Consider the following 18701-nt stretch of genomic DNA (forward strand, 5'->3'; position numbering starts at 1 on the left):
CAGTAGGCGAAAAAACTAGAGAAAACGAAAGGAGAGGGAACATGTTCGAACTCGTAGACAACATCCCCGCCAGCCCGGTCATCAAAGTGATTGGTGTTGGTGGTGGCGGCGGCAACGCTGTCAACCATATGGTCAAGAGCAACATTGAAGGCGTTGAATTCATCTGCGCCAACACTGATGCTCAGGCGCTGAAAAGCATCGGCGCGCGGACCATCCTGCAATTGGGCACAGCCGTGACCAAGGGCCTCGGCGCTGGCGCCAATCCGGAAGTCGGCCGTCAAGCCGCCCTGGAAGACCGTGAGCGTATTGCGGAAGTGCTGCAAGGCACCAACATGGTGTTCATCACCACGGGCATGGGCGGCGGTACCGGTACCGGTGCGGCGCCGATCATTGCCGAAGTGGCCAAGGAAATGGGCATCCTGACGGTCGCTGTGGTGACTCGTCCGTTCCCGTTCGAAGGTCGCAAGCGCATGCAGATCGCCGACGAAGGCATCCGTCTGCTGTCTGAAAGCGTCGACTCGTTGATCACCATTCCTAACGAGAAGCTGCTGACTATCCTGGGCAAGGACGCAAGCCTGCTGTCCGCGTTCGCCAAGGCTGACGATGTACTGGCCGGTGCCGTTCGCGGTATCTCCGACATCATCAAGCGCCCAGGCATGATCAACGTCGACTTTGCCGACGTACGTACCGTGATGAGCGAAATGGGCATGGCGATGATGGGCACTGGCTGCGCCAGCGGTCCGAACCGTGCACGTGAAGCCACTGAAGCGGCTATCCGCAACCCGTTGCTGGAAGACGTGAACCTGCAAGGTGCACGCGGCATCCTGGTGAATATCACCGCCGGTCCTGACCTGTCCCTGGGTGAGTACTCCGACGTGGGTAGCATCATCGAAGCCTTCGCTTCCGAGCACGCGATGGTCAAAGTCGGTACCGTGATCGATCCGGACATGCGCGATGAACTGCACGTGACTGTGGTTGCGACCGGCCTGGGTGCCAAAATCGAGAAGCCTGTGAAGGTTATCGACAACACCCTGCATAACAGCCAAGCCAGCCACGCCAGCCAATCGGCTGCCGCTCCAGCGCCTTCGCGCCAGGAACTGCCGTCGGTGAACTACCGTGACCTGGACCGTCCGACCGTGATGCGCAACCAGGCTCAGGCCGGTGCCGCGGCGTCCCGTAGCCCGAATCCGCAAGATGATCTGGACTACCTGGACATCCCGGCATTCCTGCGTCGTCAGGCCGATTAATGGAATGTATCAGGGCTATGAAGGTGATTGGTGTTCAGCAAAGGTCTGGTCTGCTATTATCGCCAGCCTTTGTTGATACCAGTTCGCAATTTGCGCTGAAGCGGTCCAAGCCATGATTAAACAACGCACTCTGAAGAATATTATTCGTGCCACAGGTGTAGGTCTGCACTCCGGGGAGAAGGTATACCTGACCCTCAAGCCTGCACCTGTCGACACCGGCATCGTGTTTGTGCGTGCCGACCTGGACCCTGTGGTGCAGATACCTGCTCGCGCGGAAAACGTTGGCGAAACCACGATGTCGACCACATTGGTCAACGGTGACGTCAAGGTGGACACGGTGGAGCACTTGCTCTCGGCCATGGCCGGTTTGGGCATCGATAACGCCTACGTCGAGCTCTCCGCGTCCGAAGTCCCGATCATGGATGGCAGCGCTGGACCCTTCGTATTCTTGATTCAATCTGCCGGCCTGGAAGAACAGGACGCAGCCAAGAAGTTCATTCGCATTCTGCGGGAAGTGACAGTAGAGGACGGCGACAAGCGCGCCACCTTCGTCCCGTTCGAAGGCTTTAAAGTGAGCTTTGAGATCGATTTCGATCACCCGGTATTCCGTGACCGCACCCAAAGTGCAAGCGTGGATTTTTCCAGCACTTCGTTCGTAAAAGAAGTCAGCCGCGCCCGTACCTTTGGTTTCATGAGTGATATCGAGTACCTGCGCAAGCACAACCTCGCACTCGGCGGCAGCGTTGAAAACGCCATTGTGGTCGACGCGGATGGTGTACTGAACGAAGACGGCCTTCGCTACGAAGACGAGTTCGTGAAGCACAAGATCCTCGATGCAATCGGTGACCTCTACCTGCTGGGCAATAGCCTGATAGGCGAGTTCAAAGGCTTCAAGTCGGGCCACGCCCTTAACAACCAGCTGCTGCGCAAGTTGATTGAGCAGACAGACGCTTGGGAAGTCGTGACCTTCGAAGATGCCAGCACCGCACCGATCTCTTACATGCGTCCCGTTGCGGCGGTGTAAGTAACAACTCTCTTTCTTTAGTTTTGAAAGGCCACCTTCGGGTGGCCTTTTTTTTTGCTTGAATTTCAGTGCCTTGTATTTATCCGGGCGGCGATGGAGCGTCGAGGTGGAAATATATTTGTGGTCGGGTAGGGGTTTATGTTCCGGTCGCCAGGTGTTGAATTTTTTTGCAATAGTTAGCTGGTTTTCTTTATTCAAGCTGTCTGAGTAATGTAGTGCTGTCGTACTGTTTTTCGATGTGAAGCATGGATGCTCTGAATTGTGGTTTCCACGAATTTCGGAGTGATGTTTATGTTTATGATTTTAGAGCTTGGCAGATTGTTCGATATGAACTTCGTCGGTTATGCCGGGAGTGTTCGAACATGAGTAAAGAAGACGCTATCTTGCACTCGTTCGGTCTGACGCTCGGTCTGCCCGGGCTGAAGTTTGATGCTTCCCGCGCTTGCCAGTTGAGAGTTGAGGGGCTCAAGCTGGCAATTTATGATAATCGAGTCAGAAAGAGCATGACAATTCTTTGTGAACTCTCGGATCACTCGATGAGTGACACGGAGGTTCTGGATTGGCATAAGTTTCTGTTTGAATCCCAATTTGAATACTTGAATAAGGATACGGCTGTCGTCGGGCTAAATTATCTGTCAGGTGCAATGGTCGCGATGAGTCATATCGCCGATCACGATCTGTCTCTCTCACAGCTCATTGCGAAACTAAATGAGCTGATTGAATGGGTGCTGGAGTGTTCCCACCGGTTTGCCACCCGATCACGTCAGGTGCTTATCGGCCTGTCGCCTCCCGCTTATCAGTGTGCGAAGAGCCTGAGCAGAGGTCATTATGCCTAGTATCAGCCCGACCAATTCCCATGACACCCTTCCCACCTTCCCTGACGCATCGGCAGTCGGTGTTTTGGAAAGTAATGGTGTAAAGCGCCGAGTAACTATTGATGATGCCACTGGCCGATTGGGTGGTTCACTACCTGGTTCATCAGGTAGCGGTTCCACGGTAGACAAGGATGTTGCTGCTCGACAGATTGTGAAGGCGATTCGGGGATTCATCAGTGGAAAGTCTCATGAGCGGATGATTCACAACGGTTCGCTATGGAGGGGCGCGCCGGCCAGTGCTGAGAAAGACCACATTGATAAACTTTCAAGGAATAACCTCAAAACACTTTATAACGAACTGGGTGTGCTGTCCGCACAGGAAAGTAAATTTCTCACCGAGTTTTTTAATGTGCCTCTGTATGCGACCCATAGTACGGCCGCTCCGGTAAAACGTGAGGATGGCAACATTGCATTGTTTTCCCGTCAAAAACTGATTGATCGAAGTATTATTTTTAATACTGATAATTCACCTCAGGAAGATATAAAGCTATTGGGTAATGATGACTTTGTATTTTTTGCCTTGGAGGCAGGCGTCGAACCCAAGAAGCCAAGTAGCCGTTTTGGTGGTACCACGTTTCGTTTCGAATTTGACGCGTCTGCGTTCAAGGATTCAGCGTGGTTAAGTTTGGTTGAAATGCGTTTTGCACAGACGCCAAATTTGGATCGACATATAGACGGCTTGAGCGGTGACGAATACGCCCGGATCTCAAAGCGAAAAATTAATCCATTTGAGACTGTTTTTTCAAGGGGGGACATGAGTGCGGGTATTGGCTTATCGCTTGTTCAGGATTTTCGCAAGCTTTCACCGGCATCAAACCATCGTATGCTTGAATGTACGGGAGAAGTGGAAATGAATAAGCTTGTTAATGGCTTCTATCGTCCAGAGATAAAAGTCGCCAGGCATTTTTTCTCGGACAACTATATGGAGGCGGCCGTCAGAAAGGATGATAAGACATAGGCCAACAGTTGACGGCGTGCGGGGCGCGGCGTTCGTGATGCGATGCACTTACCTGGCAGGCGCAGGTGTTACAGGGTGCTCGCATCCACAATCCGATTACGCCCTGTGTGCTTGGCCTCGTACAACGCCTGGTCCGCACTCAACAGCAACGCCTCCAGCGATAGGCGACTGCGTTTATCCCAGGTACTCATGCCGATGCTCACCGTAATCGGCCGCTCGCTCCCCGTTACCCGCGGCAAGTGTTCGACAGCGCTGCGGATATGTTCGGCAATCACCCATGCGCCCCGGGTATCGGTCAAGGGAAGCACCACCGCAAACTCCTCACCCCCATAGCGTGCAGCCAGGTCGGCAGGGCGGCGGATGTTGGCGCCGATGACCTGCGCCACCGTACGCAACGCCTCATCACCGCCTTGATGGCCATGGCGGTCGTTGAAGGCCTTGAAGTGGTCCACGTCGATCATCAACACCGTCAGGGGGTCAGTTGAGCGCTGAGCGCGGTCCCATTCCAGGCGTAGGCGTTCATCCAACACGCGCCGGTTGGCCAGGCCGGTCAGCGCGTCGGTGGCTGCCAGTTCTGACAGGACGCGTTCAGCGCGAAAACGACGCCGCAGTTCCCGGCGCAGCATCCAGGTCAACCACAACAAACCCATACACAGAAAACCGGTGGCGCCACTGGTCAGCAGTGCGGCGCGTTTCCAGGGAGCGAACACGTCCTCGCTGGACAGTGCCACTACCACGATCAGCGGCAGTTCTCCGACAGTCGTGAAGGTGTACAAGCGCTCCTTGCCGCTGATGGCTGAGATGGCCTGGAAGCTGCCGATGCCCTCATGCAGCATTCTCTTGAAATTGGGCCGCGTGCTCAGGTCCTTGTCGATCATGTCGCGTTCAAGCAGTGGCTGCTGCGCCAGCAGAATGCCTTTTTTGTTCAGCAGGTTAACGCTGCTGCCGTTGCCGATCGTGAGGGTGTTGAAGAGCTGGTCGAAATACGCCAGGCGCATCGTCGCGACCGCGACCCCGGCGAATTCGCCATTGGGTCCCGACACCCGGCGACTGAATGCCATGCGCCAGACCTGGTCGCAGTCGCAATGGATCTTGAACGGGCGGCTGATAAACAGGCCGACGTTCGCGTCCTGGGTATGCGCCTGGAAATAATCGCGATTGGAAAAATTACGGGCTGAAGGCCGCAGCGTGGAGGAGTCCGCGATCACATTGCCATTGGCGTCCAGCAACAGGACTTCGCCCTTGAAGGGCGCCGCTGTGGATAAGTCAAACTGGACCAAGTGCTGGATATTGGCGGCGACTTGCGATAAGTCCTCGCGCTGGGTGGCTGCAATCAATCCATTGAGCGCCAAGTCGTACAGCTCGACGTTACGCAGCGCATCGGCATTAATCAGTTGGGCAATGTTGGTGGTTGAACGGGTAGCGGCCTGCAGGGTGCTGGCGTGTTCGCGGATCAGTAACGCCGCGACAATGATCACAATCAGAACAACAGTGAGGCCACTGCCCAGAATCAACAGGAGCTCGGGGTGTGCAGGTGCGGTACGAACACGGCGTTGACTCATCGGGCAGACTTCAGCGGTGTGGATGCTGGCAGTTTAGTTCTACCCGATGAAAATTAAATGGGTGGTTAAAAAGAAAGATTGCGCCTTAAAACACGTTGATCGGATAGTCGACGATCACCCGGTACTCATCCACGTCCCGATCCACCGCCGAGTAGCCGTTGCTGCCGCGGTTGACCGCCCATTGCAGGCGCACCGCCAGGTCTTTGGCCTTGCCCCCCTGTACCACGTATTTCAGGTCGATATCCCGCTCCCAATGCTTGGCGTCCTTGCCGTCGGCGCTGTACCAGGCGCTGTAGCCACGGCTTTGCGGGTCGACCTTGGTCAGGTCGGTCTTGCCGCTGATATAGGACACCGCCGAGGTCAGGCCGGGCAGGCCTAAACCGCCGAAGTTATAGGCGTACTTGAGTTTCCACGAACGCTCATTGGGGCCGTTGAAGTCCGAATATTGCTGGGAGTTGTCCAGGTACACGCTGTCACCTTGCGCGATGTAGTCGAACGGTGTGTTGCCGTTGACCCGCTGGTACGCGGCGGTGACGCTGTGGTGGCCGACGTCCACGGTGAAGTGCAGGCTGTAGGTGTTGTTGTCGATATCACCCAGCAGCGACTGCCCGGTGTCCTGGGTGTGGTAGTAGTGCAGACCGGGGTTGAGACTGATCATCTCGTTGACCACATAGGTGTAGTCCAGGTCGTAGTAGTACTGGTTCCACACGTCCTTGAGCTCGGAGGCATAGAGGTTGCTGGTCAACCCGTCGATACCGCTGAACGACACACCGGCCCAGTTCATATGCTGGCTGTCAGCCGTGTTGGGCAGCGCGCCGTAGCTGGTGCCGATACGACGGTGGCCGCTCTGGTTGTAGAGCTTGGTGAAGCTGGCTTGGCCGCCTTCGAACATCCAGCCGTCGAGGCTGTGGTTGGTCAGGCTCACGCCACGGAAGGTCTGCGGCAACATGCGGGTCGCGCCGCCGGCGATCACCGGGTTATTGAGGAACAGGTCGCCGGCCCTCAACTCGGTATCGAACGCGCGCATTTTCAAGGTGCCGCCCGCCGTCGAGAACGAGCCGGGCGCCTTACCGTTGCCGCTGCCGTACGGAAGGATGCTGGAGCCGTCCGTGCCGCCACCGCCATCGAGCTTGAGGCCGAGCATGGCATGGGCGTCCAGGCCGAAACCGACGGTGCCCTGGGTGTAGCCGGATTCGAAGAGGCCGATGAAACCCTGGCCCCATTCCTTGCTGTCATCGGTGTGGATGTCGCGACGGTCGCGGTTCATGTAGTAGTTACGGGTGTTGATGTTGAGGTGGGCGCCTTCGACGAAACCGTCGGCGGGGGTGGTGTCTGCCGCGTGGGCAAGAGGGACGATCGTTGCTGCAATCGCGAGGAATAACGGGGTGAACGTCAGCGAGTTCTTCACCGGTGTAGCTCCTTTGGTCAAACGGAAACGGCCAATGTCGTGGGGGGATGCCTGGCCTTTTTTACGGCAAAAAAAAGCCGCTGAAGTCAGCGGCTTTAAGACAGATTCCCAGTGTAGAGCCCTGGAAATAAGTCGAGGGAAATTCGGGTAAGCGGGAGGCTGCCTTTGCCGTCGCGCTCATCGATGCGTCAACTTAACGCAGGCGAGCGGTACGGTACAGAGTGTAACAAGATAATGACTGTTGCCCAAACCGCAACAGTTGGGACGGCGGCCTCGATGACGGGTGCACTGCGATCCCAGTGTGGGCGGGGGCTTGCTCCCGATGACGGTGTGTCAGTCACCGATGTTCTGGCTGATCTATCGCTATCGGGAGCAAGCCACCTCCCACAGTGGGTCGTGGTGGTTTCAGGAATTAGGTTGGCAGGGTGATGCCAAAGGTATTGCCACGACTGTCGCTGCGCACGAACACATCACCGCCGTGCATCAAGGCAATTGCCTTGACGATGGCCAGCCCCAGGCCATGGTTGGCGCCGCTGTTGCTGCGTGACGCGTCCACCCGATAAAAGCGCTCGAACAGGCGCGGCAGGTGTTCGCTGGCAATCACATCGCCGGGGTTGGTCACACCGATTGCCACCTGATGTTCCTGCACTTCGATATTCACCACGATGACTTGCCCCGGCTCGGTGTGCTGCACCGCGTTGCTCAGCAGGTTGATCAGCGCACGGCGCAGGTGGGCCTTTTCGATCTGCACCTGGGCATCGCCATGCACCTGTACCTGCACCTGGGCGTCTTCGAGGATGAAGTCCAAGTAGTCGAGGGTGGTCGCCACTTCGTCGGCCAGGGAGCTTTCGATCAGTTTGGTGGCCTTGCTGCCCTGGTCGGCGCTGGCGAGGAACAGCATATCGTTGATGATCGAACGCAGGCGCTCCAGCTCTTCGAGGTTCGATTGCAGCACCTCGAAGTAATGCTCGGCCGAGCGCCCGCGGGTCAGCGCGACCTGGGTCTGGCCGATGAGATTGGTCAGCGGCGAACGCAGTTCGTGGGCCACGTCGGCGTTGAAGGATTCCAGGCGCGAATAGGCCTGCTCCACGCGGTCGAGGGTGGCGTTGAACGAGTTGACGAACTGGTTCAACTCCGGTGGCAGCGGCGACAGCTGCAGGCGCCCGGAGAGTTTCGGCGGGGCGAGTTTGCGGGCTTCCTCCGACAGCTTGATCAGCGGCTTGAGACCGATGCGCGCCACCCAGAACCCCAGCAGCGAGGCCAGCACCACGCCCACCAGTGCCAGACTGATCAACGCCACCAGCAGATGGTGCTGGGTGGCGCGGAAGTTCTCGGTGTCGATGGCGATCATAAAGCGCAGCGGCGGGCGTTGATCCTTGGCCGGGAACTGGCTCACCAGTGCCTTGAAGGGATGTTTGTAGCCCGGCAGATGCAAGTCGCGCTTGCCGGTTTGTCCTTCGGCGAAGGCGCGGATCTGCGCATCGGGCTCTCCGTATTCGTAGGTCGGATCGCTGCTCACCACCCAGAAACGAATGCGCTTGTCTTCCTCACCCAACAGCTTGAGCTTGGCCTTGATCTTCTGCCAATGGTCCGGTGTGCCGAAGCGATTCACCGAGGATTCGAGCACGCTGTAACGGGCATCCAACTCGGCCCCCGGCAACAAGCCCAGGCCCCGGTCCACCTGCTGATACAACACGCCGCCGATCAATAGGAAGATCAGCAGCGCCACCAGGGTGAACATGCCGCTCAGGCGCAGCGCAATTGAGTTAGCCACCACTTGGGGTCTCCACCAGGCGACTCTCCAGCACATACCCCATGCCACGGATGGTGTGCAGCAGTTTCTGTTCGAATGGCCCGTCGAGCTTGGCGCGCAGGCGCTTGATCGCGACTTCCACCACGTTGGCGTCGCTGTCGAAATTGATGTCCCAGACCATTTCCGCAATCGCGGTCTTGGACAGGATCTCGCCCTGGCGCCGCGCCAACACGCTGAGCAGCGAGAACTCCTTGGCGGTGAGGTCCAGGCGCACGCCGTTACGGCTGGCCTTGCGGCTGATCAGGTCGATCCACAAATCGGCGACCGTCACCTGCACCGGCTCATGACCGCCGCTGCGGCGGGTCAGGGCCTGCAGGCGTGCCACCAGCTCCAGGAAGGAAAACGGCTTGCCCAGGTAATCGTCGGCGCCTTCGCGCAAACCACGGATACGGTCTTCGACGCGCTCGCGGGCGGTGAGCATGATCACCGGCGTCTGCTTGCGCGCACGCAAGGCGCGCAGTACGCCAAAGCCATCGAGGCCGGGCAGCATCACGTCGAGCACGATCACCGCGTAATCGTTTTCCAGGGCCAGGTGCAGGCCTTCGACGCCTTCACGGGCCACGTCGACGGTATAGCCTTGCTCCGTCAGGCCGCGATGCAGGTAGTCTGCGGTTTTTTCTTCATCTTCAATAATCAGGACGCGCATGAGCCTTTTTGCTCCAGGGCCGGGCCTCAATCTGTGGTTGCCAACGCAGGCGTCGGTGTGGGCCGGTGGAAAAACTTCTCCAGGTACAAGTATATGACCGGCGTAGTGAACAGCGTCAGCGCCTGGCTCACCAGCAGTCCGCCGACGACCGCGATACCCAGCGGCTGGCGCATTTCCGCGCCGGGGCCGGCGCCGAGCATCAGCGGCACGGCGCCGAGCAGGGCGGCGAGGGTGGTCATGATGATCGGCCGGAACCGCGTGACGCAGGCTTCATAGATCGCATCCTCCGGCGACAGGCCCCTGACGCGCTGGGCGTCCAGGGCAAAGTCGATCATCAGGATGCCGTTCTTCTTGACGATCCCGATCAGCAGCACCAGGCCGATCAGCGCCATGATCGAAAAGTCCTGGCCCATCAGCGACAGCATGATCAGTGCGCCCAACCCAGCAGATGGCAAGGTGGAAATGATCGTCAGCGGGTGCACAAAACTCTCATACAGCACACCGAGGATGATGTAGACCGCCACCAGCGCCGCCAGGATCAGCCACGGCTGGCTGGCCAACGAACTCTGGAACGCCTGGGCCGCGCCCTGGAAGTTGCCGATGATGGTGGTGGGCATGCCGATTTCGTTCTTGGCCTGGTTGAGCATGATCACCGCATCGCCCAGCGCCACGCCGGGCGCCAGGTTGAACGACAGGTTGGCCGCCGGGAACATGCCGTCATGGCTGATGGACAAGGGCCCTACCGTCGGTGGATCGACCTTGGCCAGTGCCGACAGCGGCACCATCTCGTTGGTCAGCGGCGAACGCAGGTAGAAGTAATTCAGGCTTTCGGCTTTGCCGCGTTGTTGAGTGTCCAGTTCCAGCACCACCTGGTACTGGTTGATCTCGGTCTGGAATTCGTTGATCTGCCGTTGGCCGAAGGCGTCGTACAGCGCCTGGTCGACATCGGTGGCGGTCAGGCCGAAACGTGCGGCGGCCTGACGGTCGATGCTGATGTGGGTGATGCTGCCGCCCAATTGCAGGTCGTTGGACAGGTCGCGAAACGCCGGGTTGGCGCGCAGTTTTTCGGTGAGGCGCTGGGTCCAGGTGTTCAGCGTCGGGCCGTCGTTGCTCTTGAGCACGTATTGGTACTGGGCGCGGCTGGGGCCCGAACTCAAGTTGATGTCCTGGCCGGCGCGCAGGTACAGCACGATGCCCGGCACCTTGGCCAGTTTCGGCCGGATGCGGTCGATAAACTGGCTGGCGGACACATCGCGATCACCGCGATCCTTCAGCGCGATCCAGAAGCGGCCGTTGGCGATGGTCTGGTTGCTGCCGGTCACGCCTACCGAGTGAGAAAACGCTTGCACCGCCGGGTCGTCCTTGACGATCTCGGCCAGCGCCTTGTGCTTGGCGACCATGTCGGGGTACGACACATCGGCCGCCGCTTCGCTGGTGCCGAGCACAAAACCGGTGTCTTGCACCGGGAAGAAACCCTTGGGGATGAACACGTAGCCAACCACGGCCAGGGCCAGGGTCACCAGGAAGATCGCCGCCATGCTGCGTTGATGGGCCAGGGCACGGCGCAGGTTGCGCGCGTAACCGGCCAGCAGGCGCTCGCTGAAGCCGGGTTTGTCATGGGCGGGGTGGGTCGGCGCACGCATGAACAGCGCGGCCAATGTCGGTGCCAGCGTCAGCGAGACCACCACCGAAATCAGGATGGTCGAGGTGGCGGTCAGTGCAAATTCCTTGAACAACCGCCCGACCACACCCCCCATGAACAGCAGCGGGATAAACGCCGCCACCAGCGAGAAGCTGATGGACACCACGGTAAAACCAATCTCGCCGGCGCCCTTGATCGCCGCTTCGCGTTGGCCCAGCCCGGCTTCCAAGTGACGGTGAATGTTCTCCACCACAACGATCGCATCGTCCACCACAAACCCTACGGAGATCACGATCGCCACCAGGGTCAGGTTGTTCAGGCTGAAACCCATCAGGTACATCAGGGCAAAGCTGGCCACCAGTGACACACCGAGCACGCTGGACACAATCAGCGTCGCCGACAACTGGCGCAGGAACAGCGCCATCACCGCCACCACCAGCAGGATCGCGATCAGCAGGGTCACTTCGACTTCATGCAGCGATGCGCGAATGGTCTTGGTGCGGTCGGTCAACACGCTGACCTGCACCGAGGCTGGCAGCATGCCTTGCAGGCGCGGCAGCTCGGCTTGAATACGGTCCACGGTCTCGACGATATTCGCGCCGGGCTGGCGCGAGATCACCAGGTTGACCCCCGGCGTGTCGCCGGACCAAGCCTGCACGTAGGCGTTTTCCGAACCGTTGATGACCTTGGCGATATCGCGCAGTTGAACCGGCGCGCCATCCTTGTAGGACACAATCAACTGCGCGTAATCCTCGGGGAGGAACAACTGGTCGTTGGTCGACAGGGTCGACACGCTGTTTTCGCCGTAGATCGCGCCCTTGGCCAGGTTGAGGCTCGATTGCTGGATGGCCAGGCGGATATCGGCCAGGGTCAAGCCGATGGCAGCCAGTTTGTCGGGGGAGGCCTGTACGCGGATCGCCGGGCGTTGTTGGCCGGTGATGTTGATCTGGCCGACGCCGTCGATCTGGCTGATCTGCCGGGCCAGCAGGGTTTCCACGTAGTCGCTCAGCTCGGTACTGGGCATGCTGTCGGAACTGACGCTGAGGATCAGCACCGGGCTGTCCGCCGGGTTGACCTTCTTCCAGGTCGGCAGGCTCGGCATATCGCTGGGCAGCTTGCCGGACGCAGTATTGATCGCCGCCTGCACTTCTTGCGCGGCGGTGTCGATGCTCTTGTTGAGGGTAAATTGCAGGGTCAGGAGGCTGGAGCCCAAGGCGCTGCTGGAGGTCATCTGGGTCATGCCGGGGATGGCGCTGAATTGCACCTCCAACGGCGTGGCCACGGATGAGGCCATGGTGTCCGGGCTGGCGCCGGGCAGGGTGGCGCTGACCTGGATCGTCGGAAATTCCGCTTCCGGCAGTGGGGCGATGGCCAGGCGCGGGAAGGCAATCATCCCGAGCAGCACCAGGGCGAAAGTCAGCAGCAGGGTGGCGACCGGGTGGTCGACGCACCAGGCCGACGGCGAGCGGCTGCCGCTCATGGCTGCACCTTGGCGTCGACGGTCTGGATCACCTGCGGCGGCTCCTTGAGCACCTCCACCTGGGCCCCGGCCTTGAGCCGCGACTGGCCGTCACTGACCAGCACATCGCCGGCCTGCACGCCCTTGATGATGTTCACGTCGCTGTCTTGGTAGGTGACCTGCACCGGCACCACGTCGACCTTGTCACCGTTGACCCGGTACACAAAGTGCGAATCCAGGCCGCGTTGCACCACCGTCGACGGCACCACCAGCGCGTTTTTGTCGAGGGCGGTCTGAATCTTGATGGTCACCAATTGCCCCGGCCACAGGCGTTGCGAGGCGTTGCTGAATTCAGCCTTGGCACGCAGGGTGCCGGTGGTGGAACTGATCTGGTTGTCGATCAGGCTCAAGTGGCCTTCGCCGAGCAGGTCGCCGGTCTGGCCGTCGGTGTCGGCGCCCATATAGGCATCGACGCTGGCCTTTGTGGGCGCCGCGATCAGGCCTTGCAGGGTGGGCAGCATCTGCTGCGGCAGGGAGAACTCGACGGCAATCGGGTCGATCTGGGTGACCGAGAACAGGCCCTGGGCATCGCTTGTGCGCAGGAAGTTACCTTCGTCCACGGTGCGAATACCCACGCGACCGCTGACCGGCGAGCGAATCTGGGTGTAGGACAGTTGCACTTGAGCCGAATCGATCGCGGCCTGGTTGCCTTGGACGGTGGCCTTGAGCTGGTTGACCAGGGCTTGTTGCTGGTCATAGGTCTGCTTGGACACGCCATCGTCGACGCTCAACGCCTTGTAGCGCTTGAGGTTGACCAGCGCCACCTGCAACTGGGCCTGGCTCTCGCCCAGTTGCGCCTTGGCCTGGTCGAGGCTGGCACGGATCGAACGGTCATCGATGCTCGCCAGCAGGTCGCCGGCCTTGACGCGTTGGCCTTCCTTGACCAGCAATTGGGTGAGAATGCCGTCCACTTGCGGGCGTATGACCACGCTGTGCAAGGACAACACGGTGCCGATCCCACTGACAAAACGCGGAACATCCTGCTGCGCCACGCTCACCACCCGCACCGGAATCGCAGTGGGCGCCGCCAGTTTGCTCTTGGCCGGGCGGGTCAATGCCCAGGCTGCAATCGCCAACACCACGAGGACACCCACGATCAGGGCGGTTTTTCGTTGAATTTGCATGGGGTGAGGCGCCAGGGCAAAGGATTGGAGGAAAGTGGAGCCTTTATAGCCCGTCAACCCGGTCAGCAAAGTGACTGCTAACTGACAGCGCTGTCAGTAAAGGTCGACCATTCGTACAGGCGGTGGTTAAAGATCCAAGGCGGGCAGGTATACTGCGCGCCAGCGAGGCCCGCAAGCCGGTCCCGCGTCATTTTTTGCACGCTCCGGAGCTTTCATGACTTCCCCGACACAACCCCCTGTTGAAGCGACCGACCTCGTCGATCCGGCCAGCGCCGACGGCGTTGAAAAAACCGAGATCCCGGTGTTCAAGTTTCCCTTCAAGCCGGGTGAACTGGCCGGGGCCAAAAATGCCGCCCAGCCCTGGTACAAGAACGGCGCCAAGAACGGCCATACCAAGAGCCCGGGCATGGCGCCACCGGGAACTCGCCGTTCCATGGGTAAACGTTAAGAATAATCAGCTGTAATATTTGCAGGATGTTGCCTACAGCGTCCGTTGATATTTCTGCTTGTGGGCCTGCGATCGTTTCTTGAAAGCTTGCACAGCTTGCGCTCTGCTCCGATTTTTTACCGGGGCGGAGTCAAGGGCGCTCTTTCCGGAAAAGGACGTTTCCTGTGGCCCCGATACACCTCTGTGTAGCGCTTGTCCTGTTGCTCGCGGTCGATGCCGTTGCTGGCATTGATCAACCTCGGCGCGAAATCCGCTTTGCCGTTGCCGCGCACTTTCCCCCCTTCCAGAGCCGCAACCCGCAAGGGCAGTTGGTCGGTCTGAATATCGAGCTGGGCAACGCCCTTTGCCAGCAACTGAATGTGCGCTGTACCTGGGTCGACCAGGTGCTGGTCGAAAACTTCAAAGACCTTGATGCCCTGCAATTCGATGCAATCATCGGCATTGCCCCCACGCCTCAGCGTCAGCGCTGGGTGAGCTTCACCGATAACCTCTATCCCTTCACCACGCGCCTGGTCGCGCGCCGATCCTCCGGGCTGATGCCGACGCCAGCGTCGCTCAAGGGCAAGCGCGTCGGCGTATTGCTGGGGAGTAATCGCGAAGCCTTTGCCCGGTCGCAATGGGCGCCCAAGGGCGTGATCATCAAGCGCTTCTGGCTCAACGACGAACTGGTCCGCAGCCTGGTGGCAGGCGACATCGATGCGACCCTGCAGGGCACCGTGGAAATCCGCGACGCGTTGCTCGACACCCCGGCGGGCCAGGATTTCGACTTCCTCGGCCCCGCCGTTTCCGCCGAGTTGCTGGGCCACGGCGTGGCAATCGGGCTGCGCACCACCGATACGGCGTTGCGTACCGAACTTAACCGCGCCCTCGAACAGCTTAAACACAATGGTGAGTACCAGCGGATCCTTGCGCCTTATCGTCTGGAGGTGCCGTGATGGCTCGATGTGCTCGCGAAGCGGCCAGTCAGCCCTACGCCGCCCGCAGAGGGATAAACGCATAGTTGGCCGGCACCTCGGTCGCAATCTGCGCCCCGGCATCCAGCACCTGTTCGGCAATGTCCATCCCCGATACATGGAACACCCACTCATTGGCCACGGACGGTTGAGCCAGCGCCAGCTCAATCGCCTGGGCAAACAGGCCCATGTCCGGCAGGTAAGCGGTAAACCCATCACCCTTGAGCGCCGTGGTGCGAATGCCCAGCAGGGCGCACACCGCCTCTTTGGTCTGCACGTCATCGCGGTCGGCCTGGCGTGAGCGTTGGATCAACTGCGCCAATTCCTGGTCCATCAACTCACCGCCGACGATCAGCGCCGGGCCCTGCTCCCAGGATTCCGGCGGGCAATCCTTGGCGGCGGGGTTCAGCGGGATATGCGGGTTGATCTCCATCGGGTAGATGCGGCACACCAACGGCCGACGCTCATAGATGCGGCACAGGTTGTCTTCGTCAAGATTCCGGCAGCGTCCGGCGTTGTAGGCGGCAAAGGTGATTGCCACAAACGCTTCGGTAGTGCCACTGGGCACGACCACCGAACGGCGTTCGGCATGTTCGCGTTGCTGCTCGGGCAGGCCCAGGCCATTGCCCAGGAAACCCTCCGCCAGAACGATGACATTGCCGCCGTCCGCCGCCCACTGGCGGGCCTCGTCGAGGGTCAGGGGCACGTGATGGTCGGTGCAGCATTTGCCGCAACCGACGCAGGAAAATCGAGTATTCATGGCGGATCTGTCACCAGGCTAGGTCAGAGGGCACGCAGGAACAGTGACAGGTTTTTACCTCTGTTCACCGTTTCAGCTCTCTGGAAGCAAGTTATACGCCAGTGCCTGTCAGCCCTCGGGCACTGCATCGCGCAGGACAAATCGCATGCCCGCGCTTTCATACAACTGCCGGGCACGCAGGTTGCTCTCCCGCACCTTAAGGTCCACATAGGGCTCGCCGCGCTGCTTGAACGCCTGGAAGCTGTGCAGCAGCAACGCGCGGCCCAATCCCTGGCCCTGGGCGCAGGGGTGAACGCAGAGGTGCTTGATGAAGGCGCTGGTCCAGCACTGCGCCACGGCGAGAACGCCTTCGTCGTTGCTCGCTACCAGGCACAGTGTGGGGTCGAACTCGGCATCGGTGGTGAACCGCTGCTGCCAGGTTTCCAGGTTGGGCACACGACCGCCGCCCTGGTCCTGAGCGAGGCGCAACACAGCATGAATCGCCGGGGCCAGGTCGTCGCGGTAATGATCCAACTGCGTACCGGCCGGCCACTGGGGGGCGGGCAGGCTGCCGGTGAGGTCGCGGCGCAACAGCTGGTAATACTCGGTCACCGGTTACAGGCCTTTCTGTGCCACGGTCTGGGCGGCGATCACTAGGCACTTGGTCAGCTCAGGCGACGAGAATTTGGTCAGTACCGAGTCGGCACCCGCCAGTCGTGCCTTTTCGCTGTTCATCGCGCTGTCCAAGGAGGTGTGCAGCAACACATAAAGGTGCTGGAAGTCGGGGGTTTCGCGCAAGGTGCGGGTGAGGGCGTAGCCGTCCATTTCCGACATCTCGATGTCCGACACCACCACGTTGATCTGCTCGGCGGTGCCTTGCAGTTCCAGCAGCACGTCGATGGCTTCCTTGGCGCTGCGCGCGGTGTGGCAGGTGAGGCCGAGGTTGCGCAGGGTGTGCACGGACTGTTGCAGGGCGACCTGGCTGTCGTCCACCACCAGGATGCGCGCGTTGCCGAGCACTTCGGCCTCTTCCATGGTCAGGTCGGTCGGCGCCGCTTCAATCGGTGCCGGCGCGATGCCGTGGATGACTTTTTCGATATCCAGCACCTGCACCAGGCCGCCTTCTACCTGGGTGACCCCGGTAATAAACGCGCGGTTACCGCCGGAGCCATAGGGCGGCGGGCGGATGTCGGTGGTCAGGCAATGCACGATCTTGCTCACCGCCTGCACATGCAAACCCTGCTTGGAGCGGCTCACATCGGTGACGATCAGGCAGCCGCCGTCCGGGTCTGCCAGCGGCATTTCCCCCAGGGCGCGGCTCAGGTCGATCACCGCCAGCGAGTTACCGCGCAGGGTGGCGATGCCTTTGACGTGCGGGTGGGACTCCGGCAGCTTGGTCAGCGGCGGGCATGGGATGATTTCGCTGACTTTCAGCAGGTTGATCGCCATCAGCTTGCCACTGCGCAAGGTAAAGAGCAGAAGCGAGAGTGAGTCTGCGCGGGCTTTGGTGGTGGACATAAAAACCTTCTGTGGATCAGGGATGACGATCTATAGAGGGTTATCGACTTGGGGAGGCCAGGCTTTAACCGGATTTTGTGTCGGGATGGGTGTGTGTGGGAGCTGGCTTGCCTGCGATGCAGGCACCTCGGTCTTTCAGTTGCACCGGGGTGATGCTATCGCAGGCAAGCCGGCTCCCACACAAGCCCCATTCCACAAGGGGTATGGGTCAGCCCTTCCACACCTGCGGGTTCACCAGGTCCTGCGGACGCTGGCCCAGCAGCGCGCTGCGCAGGTTGTCGAGGGCGCGGTTGGCCATGGCTTCACGGGTTTCGTGGGTGGCCGAGCCGATGTGCGGCAGGGTCACGGCGTTGCTCAGCTGGAACAGCGGTGACTCGGCCAACGGCTCCTGTTCATACACATCCAGCCCCGCGCCACGGATGCGCTGGCTTTGCAGGGCGTCGATCAGCGCCGGTTCGTCGACCACCGGGCCACGAGAAATGTTGATCAGGATCGCGCTGGACTTCATCAGCCCCAGCTCGCGGGTGCTGATCAGGTGACGGGTCTTGTCGCTCAACGGCACCACCAGGCAGACGAAATCCGCCTCGGCCAGCAGTTCATCCAGGCTACGCAATTGCGCGCCCAGTTCCTGCTCCAGCGCCGGCTTGCGGCTGTTGCCGCTGTAGAGGATCGGCATATTGAAACCCAACCGTCCACGCCGGGCCACGGCCGCGCCGATGTTGCCCATGCCGACGATGCCCAGCGTCTTGCCATGCACATCGCAACCGAACAACGGCGCGCCGACGCTGGCTTTCCACTGGCCGGCTTTGGTCCAGGCGTCCAGCTCGGCCACACGGCGTGCGCTGCTCATCAGCAGGGCAAAGGCCAGGTCGGCGGTGCTTTCGGTGAGGACGTCGGGGGTGTTGGTGAGCATGATCCCGCGTTCGTTGAAGTACGCCACGTCATAGTTGTCGTAGCCCACCGACACGCTGGACACCACTTCCAGCTTGCTCGCGCCTTGCAACTGCTCGCGGCCCAGCTTGCGACCCACGCCGATCAGGCCGTGCGCGTGGGGCAGGGCTTCATTGAATTGCGCGTTGATGTCGCCCAGCTTGGGATTGGGCGCGATCACCTCGAAATCCTGTTGCAGGCGTTCGATCATTTCCGGGGTGACGCGGCTGAAAGCGAGGACAGTCTTTTTCATTGCAGGCGGGCTCATCGACTACGGAAGAATGCCAAGCACGCT

General features: G+C 60.1%; 16 protein-coding genes. 6 read left to right on the forward strand and 10 right to left on the reverse strand.

Annotated elements, in window-relative coordinates:
- Window positions 1-41 precede the first annotated feature (41 nt).
- The 4 genes from ftsZ (at window position 42) to QCBJ_RS22110 (ending at window position 4104) form a co-directional block, all read left to right on the forward strand.
- The gene (gene ftsZ, locus QCBJ_RS22095; RefSeq protein ID WP_012722300.1) at window positions 42-1247 is read left to right on the forward strand and encodes a cell division protein FtsZ; all 1206 of its coding nucleotides are present in this window, start codon (window positions 42-44) and stop codon (window positions 1245-1247) included.
- A 112-nt stretch (window positions 1248-1359) separates the two neighbouring features.
- On the forward strand, window positions 1360-2271 hold the full coding sequence (gene lpxC, locus QCBJ_RS22100; RefSeq protein WP_003171886.1) for a UDP-3-O-acyl-N-acetylglucosamine deacetylase: 912 nt from the start codon (window positions 1360-1362) through the stop codon (window positions 2269-2271).
- Window positions 2272-2633: 362 nt separating this feature from the next.
- The gene (locus QCBJ_RS22105; protein ID WP_102061600.1) at window positions 2634-3107 is read left to right on the forward strand and encodes a CesT family type III secretion system chaperone; all 474 of its coding nucleotides are present in this window, start codon (window positions 2634-2636) and stop codon (window positions 3105-3107) included.
- Window positions 3100-4104, forward strand: a complete 1005-nt coding sequence (locus tag QCBJ_RS22110; RefSeq protein ID WP_145994239.1) for a hypothetical protein — start codon at window positions 3100-3102, stop codon at window positions 4102-4104. The genes QCBJ_RS22105 and QCBJ_RS22110 overlap by 8 nt, the downstream gene beginning before the upstream one ends.
- Before the next feature lie 68 nt (window positions 4105-4172).
- Here QCBJ_RS22110 and QCBJ_RS22115 read toward each other — a convergent pair whose 3' ends face one another.
- From QCBJ_RS22115 to QCBJ_RS22140, 6 genes are all read right to left on the reverse strand, one after another.
- Entirely contained in the window at window positions 4173-5666 is a 1494-nt protein-coding gene (locus QCBJ_RS22115; RefSeq protein ID WP_102061602.1) for a sensor domain-containing diguanylate cyclase, read from the reverse strand.
- 85 nt (window positions 5667-5751) lie between these two features.
- Complete coding sequence (locus tag QCBJ_RS22120) at window positions 5752-7074, reverse strand: OprD family porin (RefSeq protein ID WP_093542142.1); 1323 nt, start codon at window positions 7072-7074, stop codon at window positions 5752-5754.
- 412 nt (window positions 7075-7486) lie between these two features.
- Complete coding sequence (locus tag QCBJ_RS22125; RefSeq protein ID WP_046034341.1) at window positions 7487-8851, reverse strand: heavy metal sensor histidine kinase; 1365 nt, start codon at window positions 8849-8851, stop codon at window positions 7487-7489.
- Window positions 8841-9533 carry a heavy metal response regulator transcription factor gene (locus QCBJ_RS22130; protein ID WP_012722306.1) on the reverse strand — a complete coding sequence of 231 codons (693 nt, stop codon included), beginning with the start codon at window positions 9531-9533 and terminating at the stop codon, window positions 8841-8843. Before QCBJ_RS22130 ends, QCBJ_RS22125 begins: the two co-directional genes overlap by 11 nt.
- A gap of 26 nt (window positions 9534-9559) precedes the next feature.
- Window positions 9560-12655: a multidrug efflux RND transporter permease subunit gene (locus tag QCBJ_RS22135; protein ID WP_093542140.1), complete on the reverse strand. Its 3096-nt coding sequence runs from the start codon at window positions 12653-12655 to the stop codon at window positions 9560-9562.
- A complete protein-coding gene (locus QCBJ_RS22140; RefSeq protein WP_102061603.1) occupies window positions 12652-13818 on the reverse strand; it encodes an efflux RND transporter periplasmic adaptor subunit in 1167 nt (388 codons plus the stop codon). Before QCBJ_RS22140 ends, QCBJ_RS22135 begins: the two co-directional genes overlap by 4 nt.
- A gap of 214 nt (window positions 13819-14032) precedes the next feature.
- Here QCBJ_RS22140 and QCBJ_RS22145 point away from each other — a divergent pair, with 214 nt between their 5' ends.
- Both QCBJ_RS22145 and QCBJ_RS22150 read left to right on the forward strand, forming a co-directional pair.
- The gene (locus QCBJ_RS22145; RefSeq protein WP_102061604.1) at window positions 14033-14266 is read left to right on the forward strand and encodes a hypothetical protein; all 234 of its coding nucleotides are present in this window, start codon (window positions 14033-14035) and stop codon (window positions 14264-14266) included.
- Between the two features lie 164 nt (window positions 14267-14430).
- Complete coding sequence (locus QCBJ_RS22150; protein WP_102061605.1) at window positions 14431-15201, forward strand: ABC transporter substrate-binding protein; 771 nt, start codon at window positions 14431-14433, stop codon at window positions 15199-15201.
- 34 nt (window positions 15202-15235) lie between these two features.
- Here the strand turns inward: QCBJ_RS22150 and QCBJ_RS22155 are convergent, their stop codons facing one another.
- From QCBJ_RS22155 to QCBJ_RS22170, 4 genes are all read right to left on the reverse strand, one after another.
- Window positions 15236-15979 carry a YkgJ family cysteine cluster protein gene (locus QCBJ_RS22155; RefSeq protein WP_012722311.1) on the reverse strand — a complete coding sequence of 248 codons (744 nt, stop codon included), beginning with the start codon at window positions 15977-15979 and terminating at the stop codon, window positions 15236-15238.
- Between the two features lie 108 nt (window positions 15980-16087).
- Window positions 16088-16570, reverse strand: a complete 483-nt coding sequence (locus QCBJ_RS22160) for a GNAT family N-acetyltransferase (RefSeq protein WP_012722312.1) — start codon at window positions 16568-16570, stop codon at window positions 16088-16090.
- Window positions 16571-16573: 3 nt separating this feature from the next.
- Window positions 16574-17476, reverse strand: a complete 903-nt coding sequence (locus QCBJ_RS22165) for a chemotaxis protein CheV (protein ID WP_012722313.1) — start codon at window positions 17474-17476, stop codon at window positions 16574-16576.
- A 208-nt stretch (window positions 17477-17684) separates the two neighbouring features.
- The gene (locus tag QCBJ_RS22170) at window positions 17685-18659 is read right to left on the reverse strand and encodes a D-glycerate dehydrogenase (protein WP_012722314.1); all 975 of its coding nucleotides are present in this window, start codon (window positions 18657-18659) and stop codon (window positions 17685-17687) included.
- Window positions 18660-18701 lie beyond the last annotated feature (42 nt).

This window comes from Pseudomonas sp. QC2 (assembly GCF_002859085.1).
GTDB classification, from domain to species: Bacteria; Pseudomonadota; Gammaproteobacteria; order Pseudomonadales; family Pseudomonadaceae; genus Aquipseudomonas; species Aquipseudomonas petroselini.

Coding starts and splice junctions, on each gene's coding strand:
- QCBJ_RS22135 (WP_093542140.1), bottom strand. CDS start 12,655: ATGAGCGGCAGCCGCTCGCCGTCGGCCTGGTGCGTCGACCACCCGGTC.
- QCBJ_RS22130 (WP_012722306.1), bottom strand. CDS start 9,533: ATGCGCGTCCTGATTATTGAAGATGAAGAAAAAACCGCAGACTACCTG.
- QCBJ_RS22140 (WP_102061603.1), bottom strand. CDS start 13,818: ATGCAAATTCAACGAAAAACCGCCCTGATCGTGGGTGTCCTCGTGGTG.
- QCBJ_RS22110 (WP_145994239.1), top strand. CDS start 3,100: ATGCCTAGTATCAGCCCGACCAATTCCCATGACACCCTTCCCACCTTC.
- QCBJ_RS22145 (WP_102061604.1), top strand. CDS start 14,033: ATGACTTCCCCGACACAACCCCCTGTTGAAGCGACCGACCTCGTCGAT.
- QCBJ_RS22105 (WP_102061600.1), top strand. CDS start 2,634: ATGAGTAAAGAAGACGCTATCTTGCACTCGTTCGGTCTGACGCTCGGT.
- QCBJ_RS22170 (WP_012722314.1), bottom strand. CDS start 18,659: ATGAAAAAGACTGTCCTCGCTTTCAGCCGCGTCACCCCGGAAATGATC.
- lpxC (WP_003171886.1), top strand. CDS start 1,360: ATGATTAAACAACGCACTCTGAAGAATATTATTCGTGCCACAGGTGTA.
- QCBJ_RS22155 (WP_012722311.1), bottom strand. CDS start 15,979: ATGAATACTCGATTTTCCTGCGTCGGTTGCGGCAAATGCTGCACCGAC.
- ftsZ (WP_012722300.1), top strand. CDS start 42: ATGTTCGAACTCGTAGACAACATCCCCGCCAGCCCGGTCATCAAAGTG.
- QCBJ_RS22115 (WP_102061602.1), bottom strand. CDS start 5,666: ATGAGTCAACGCCGTGTTCGTACCGCACCTGCACACCCCGAGCTCCTG.
- QCBJ_RS22165 (WP_012722313.1), bottom strand. CDS start 17,476: ATGTCCACCACCAAAGCCCGCGCAGACTCACTCTCGCTTCTGCTCTTT.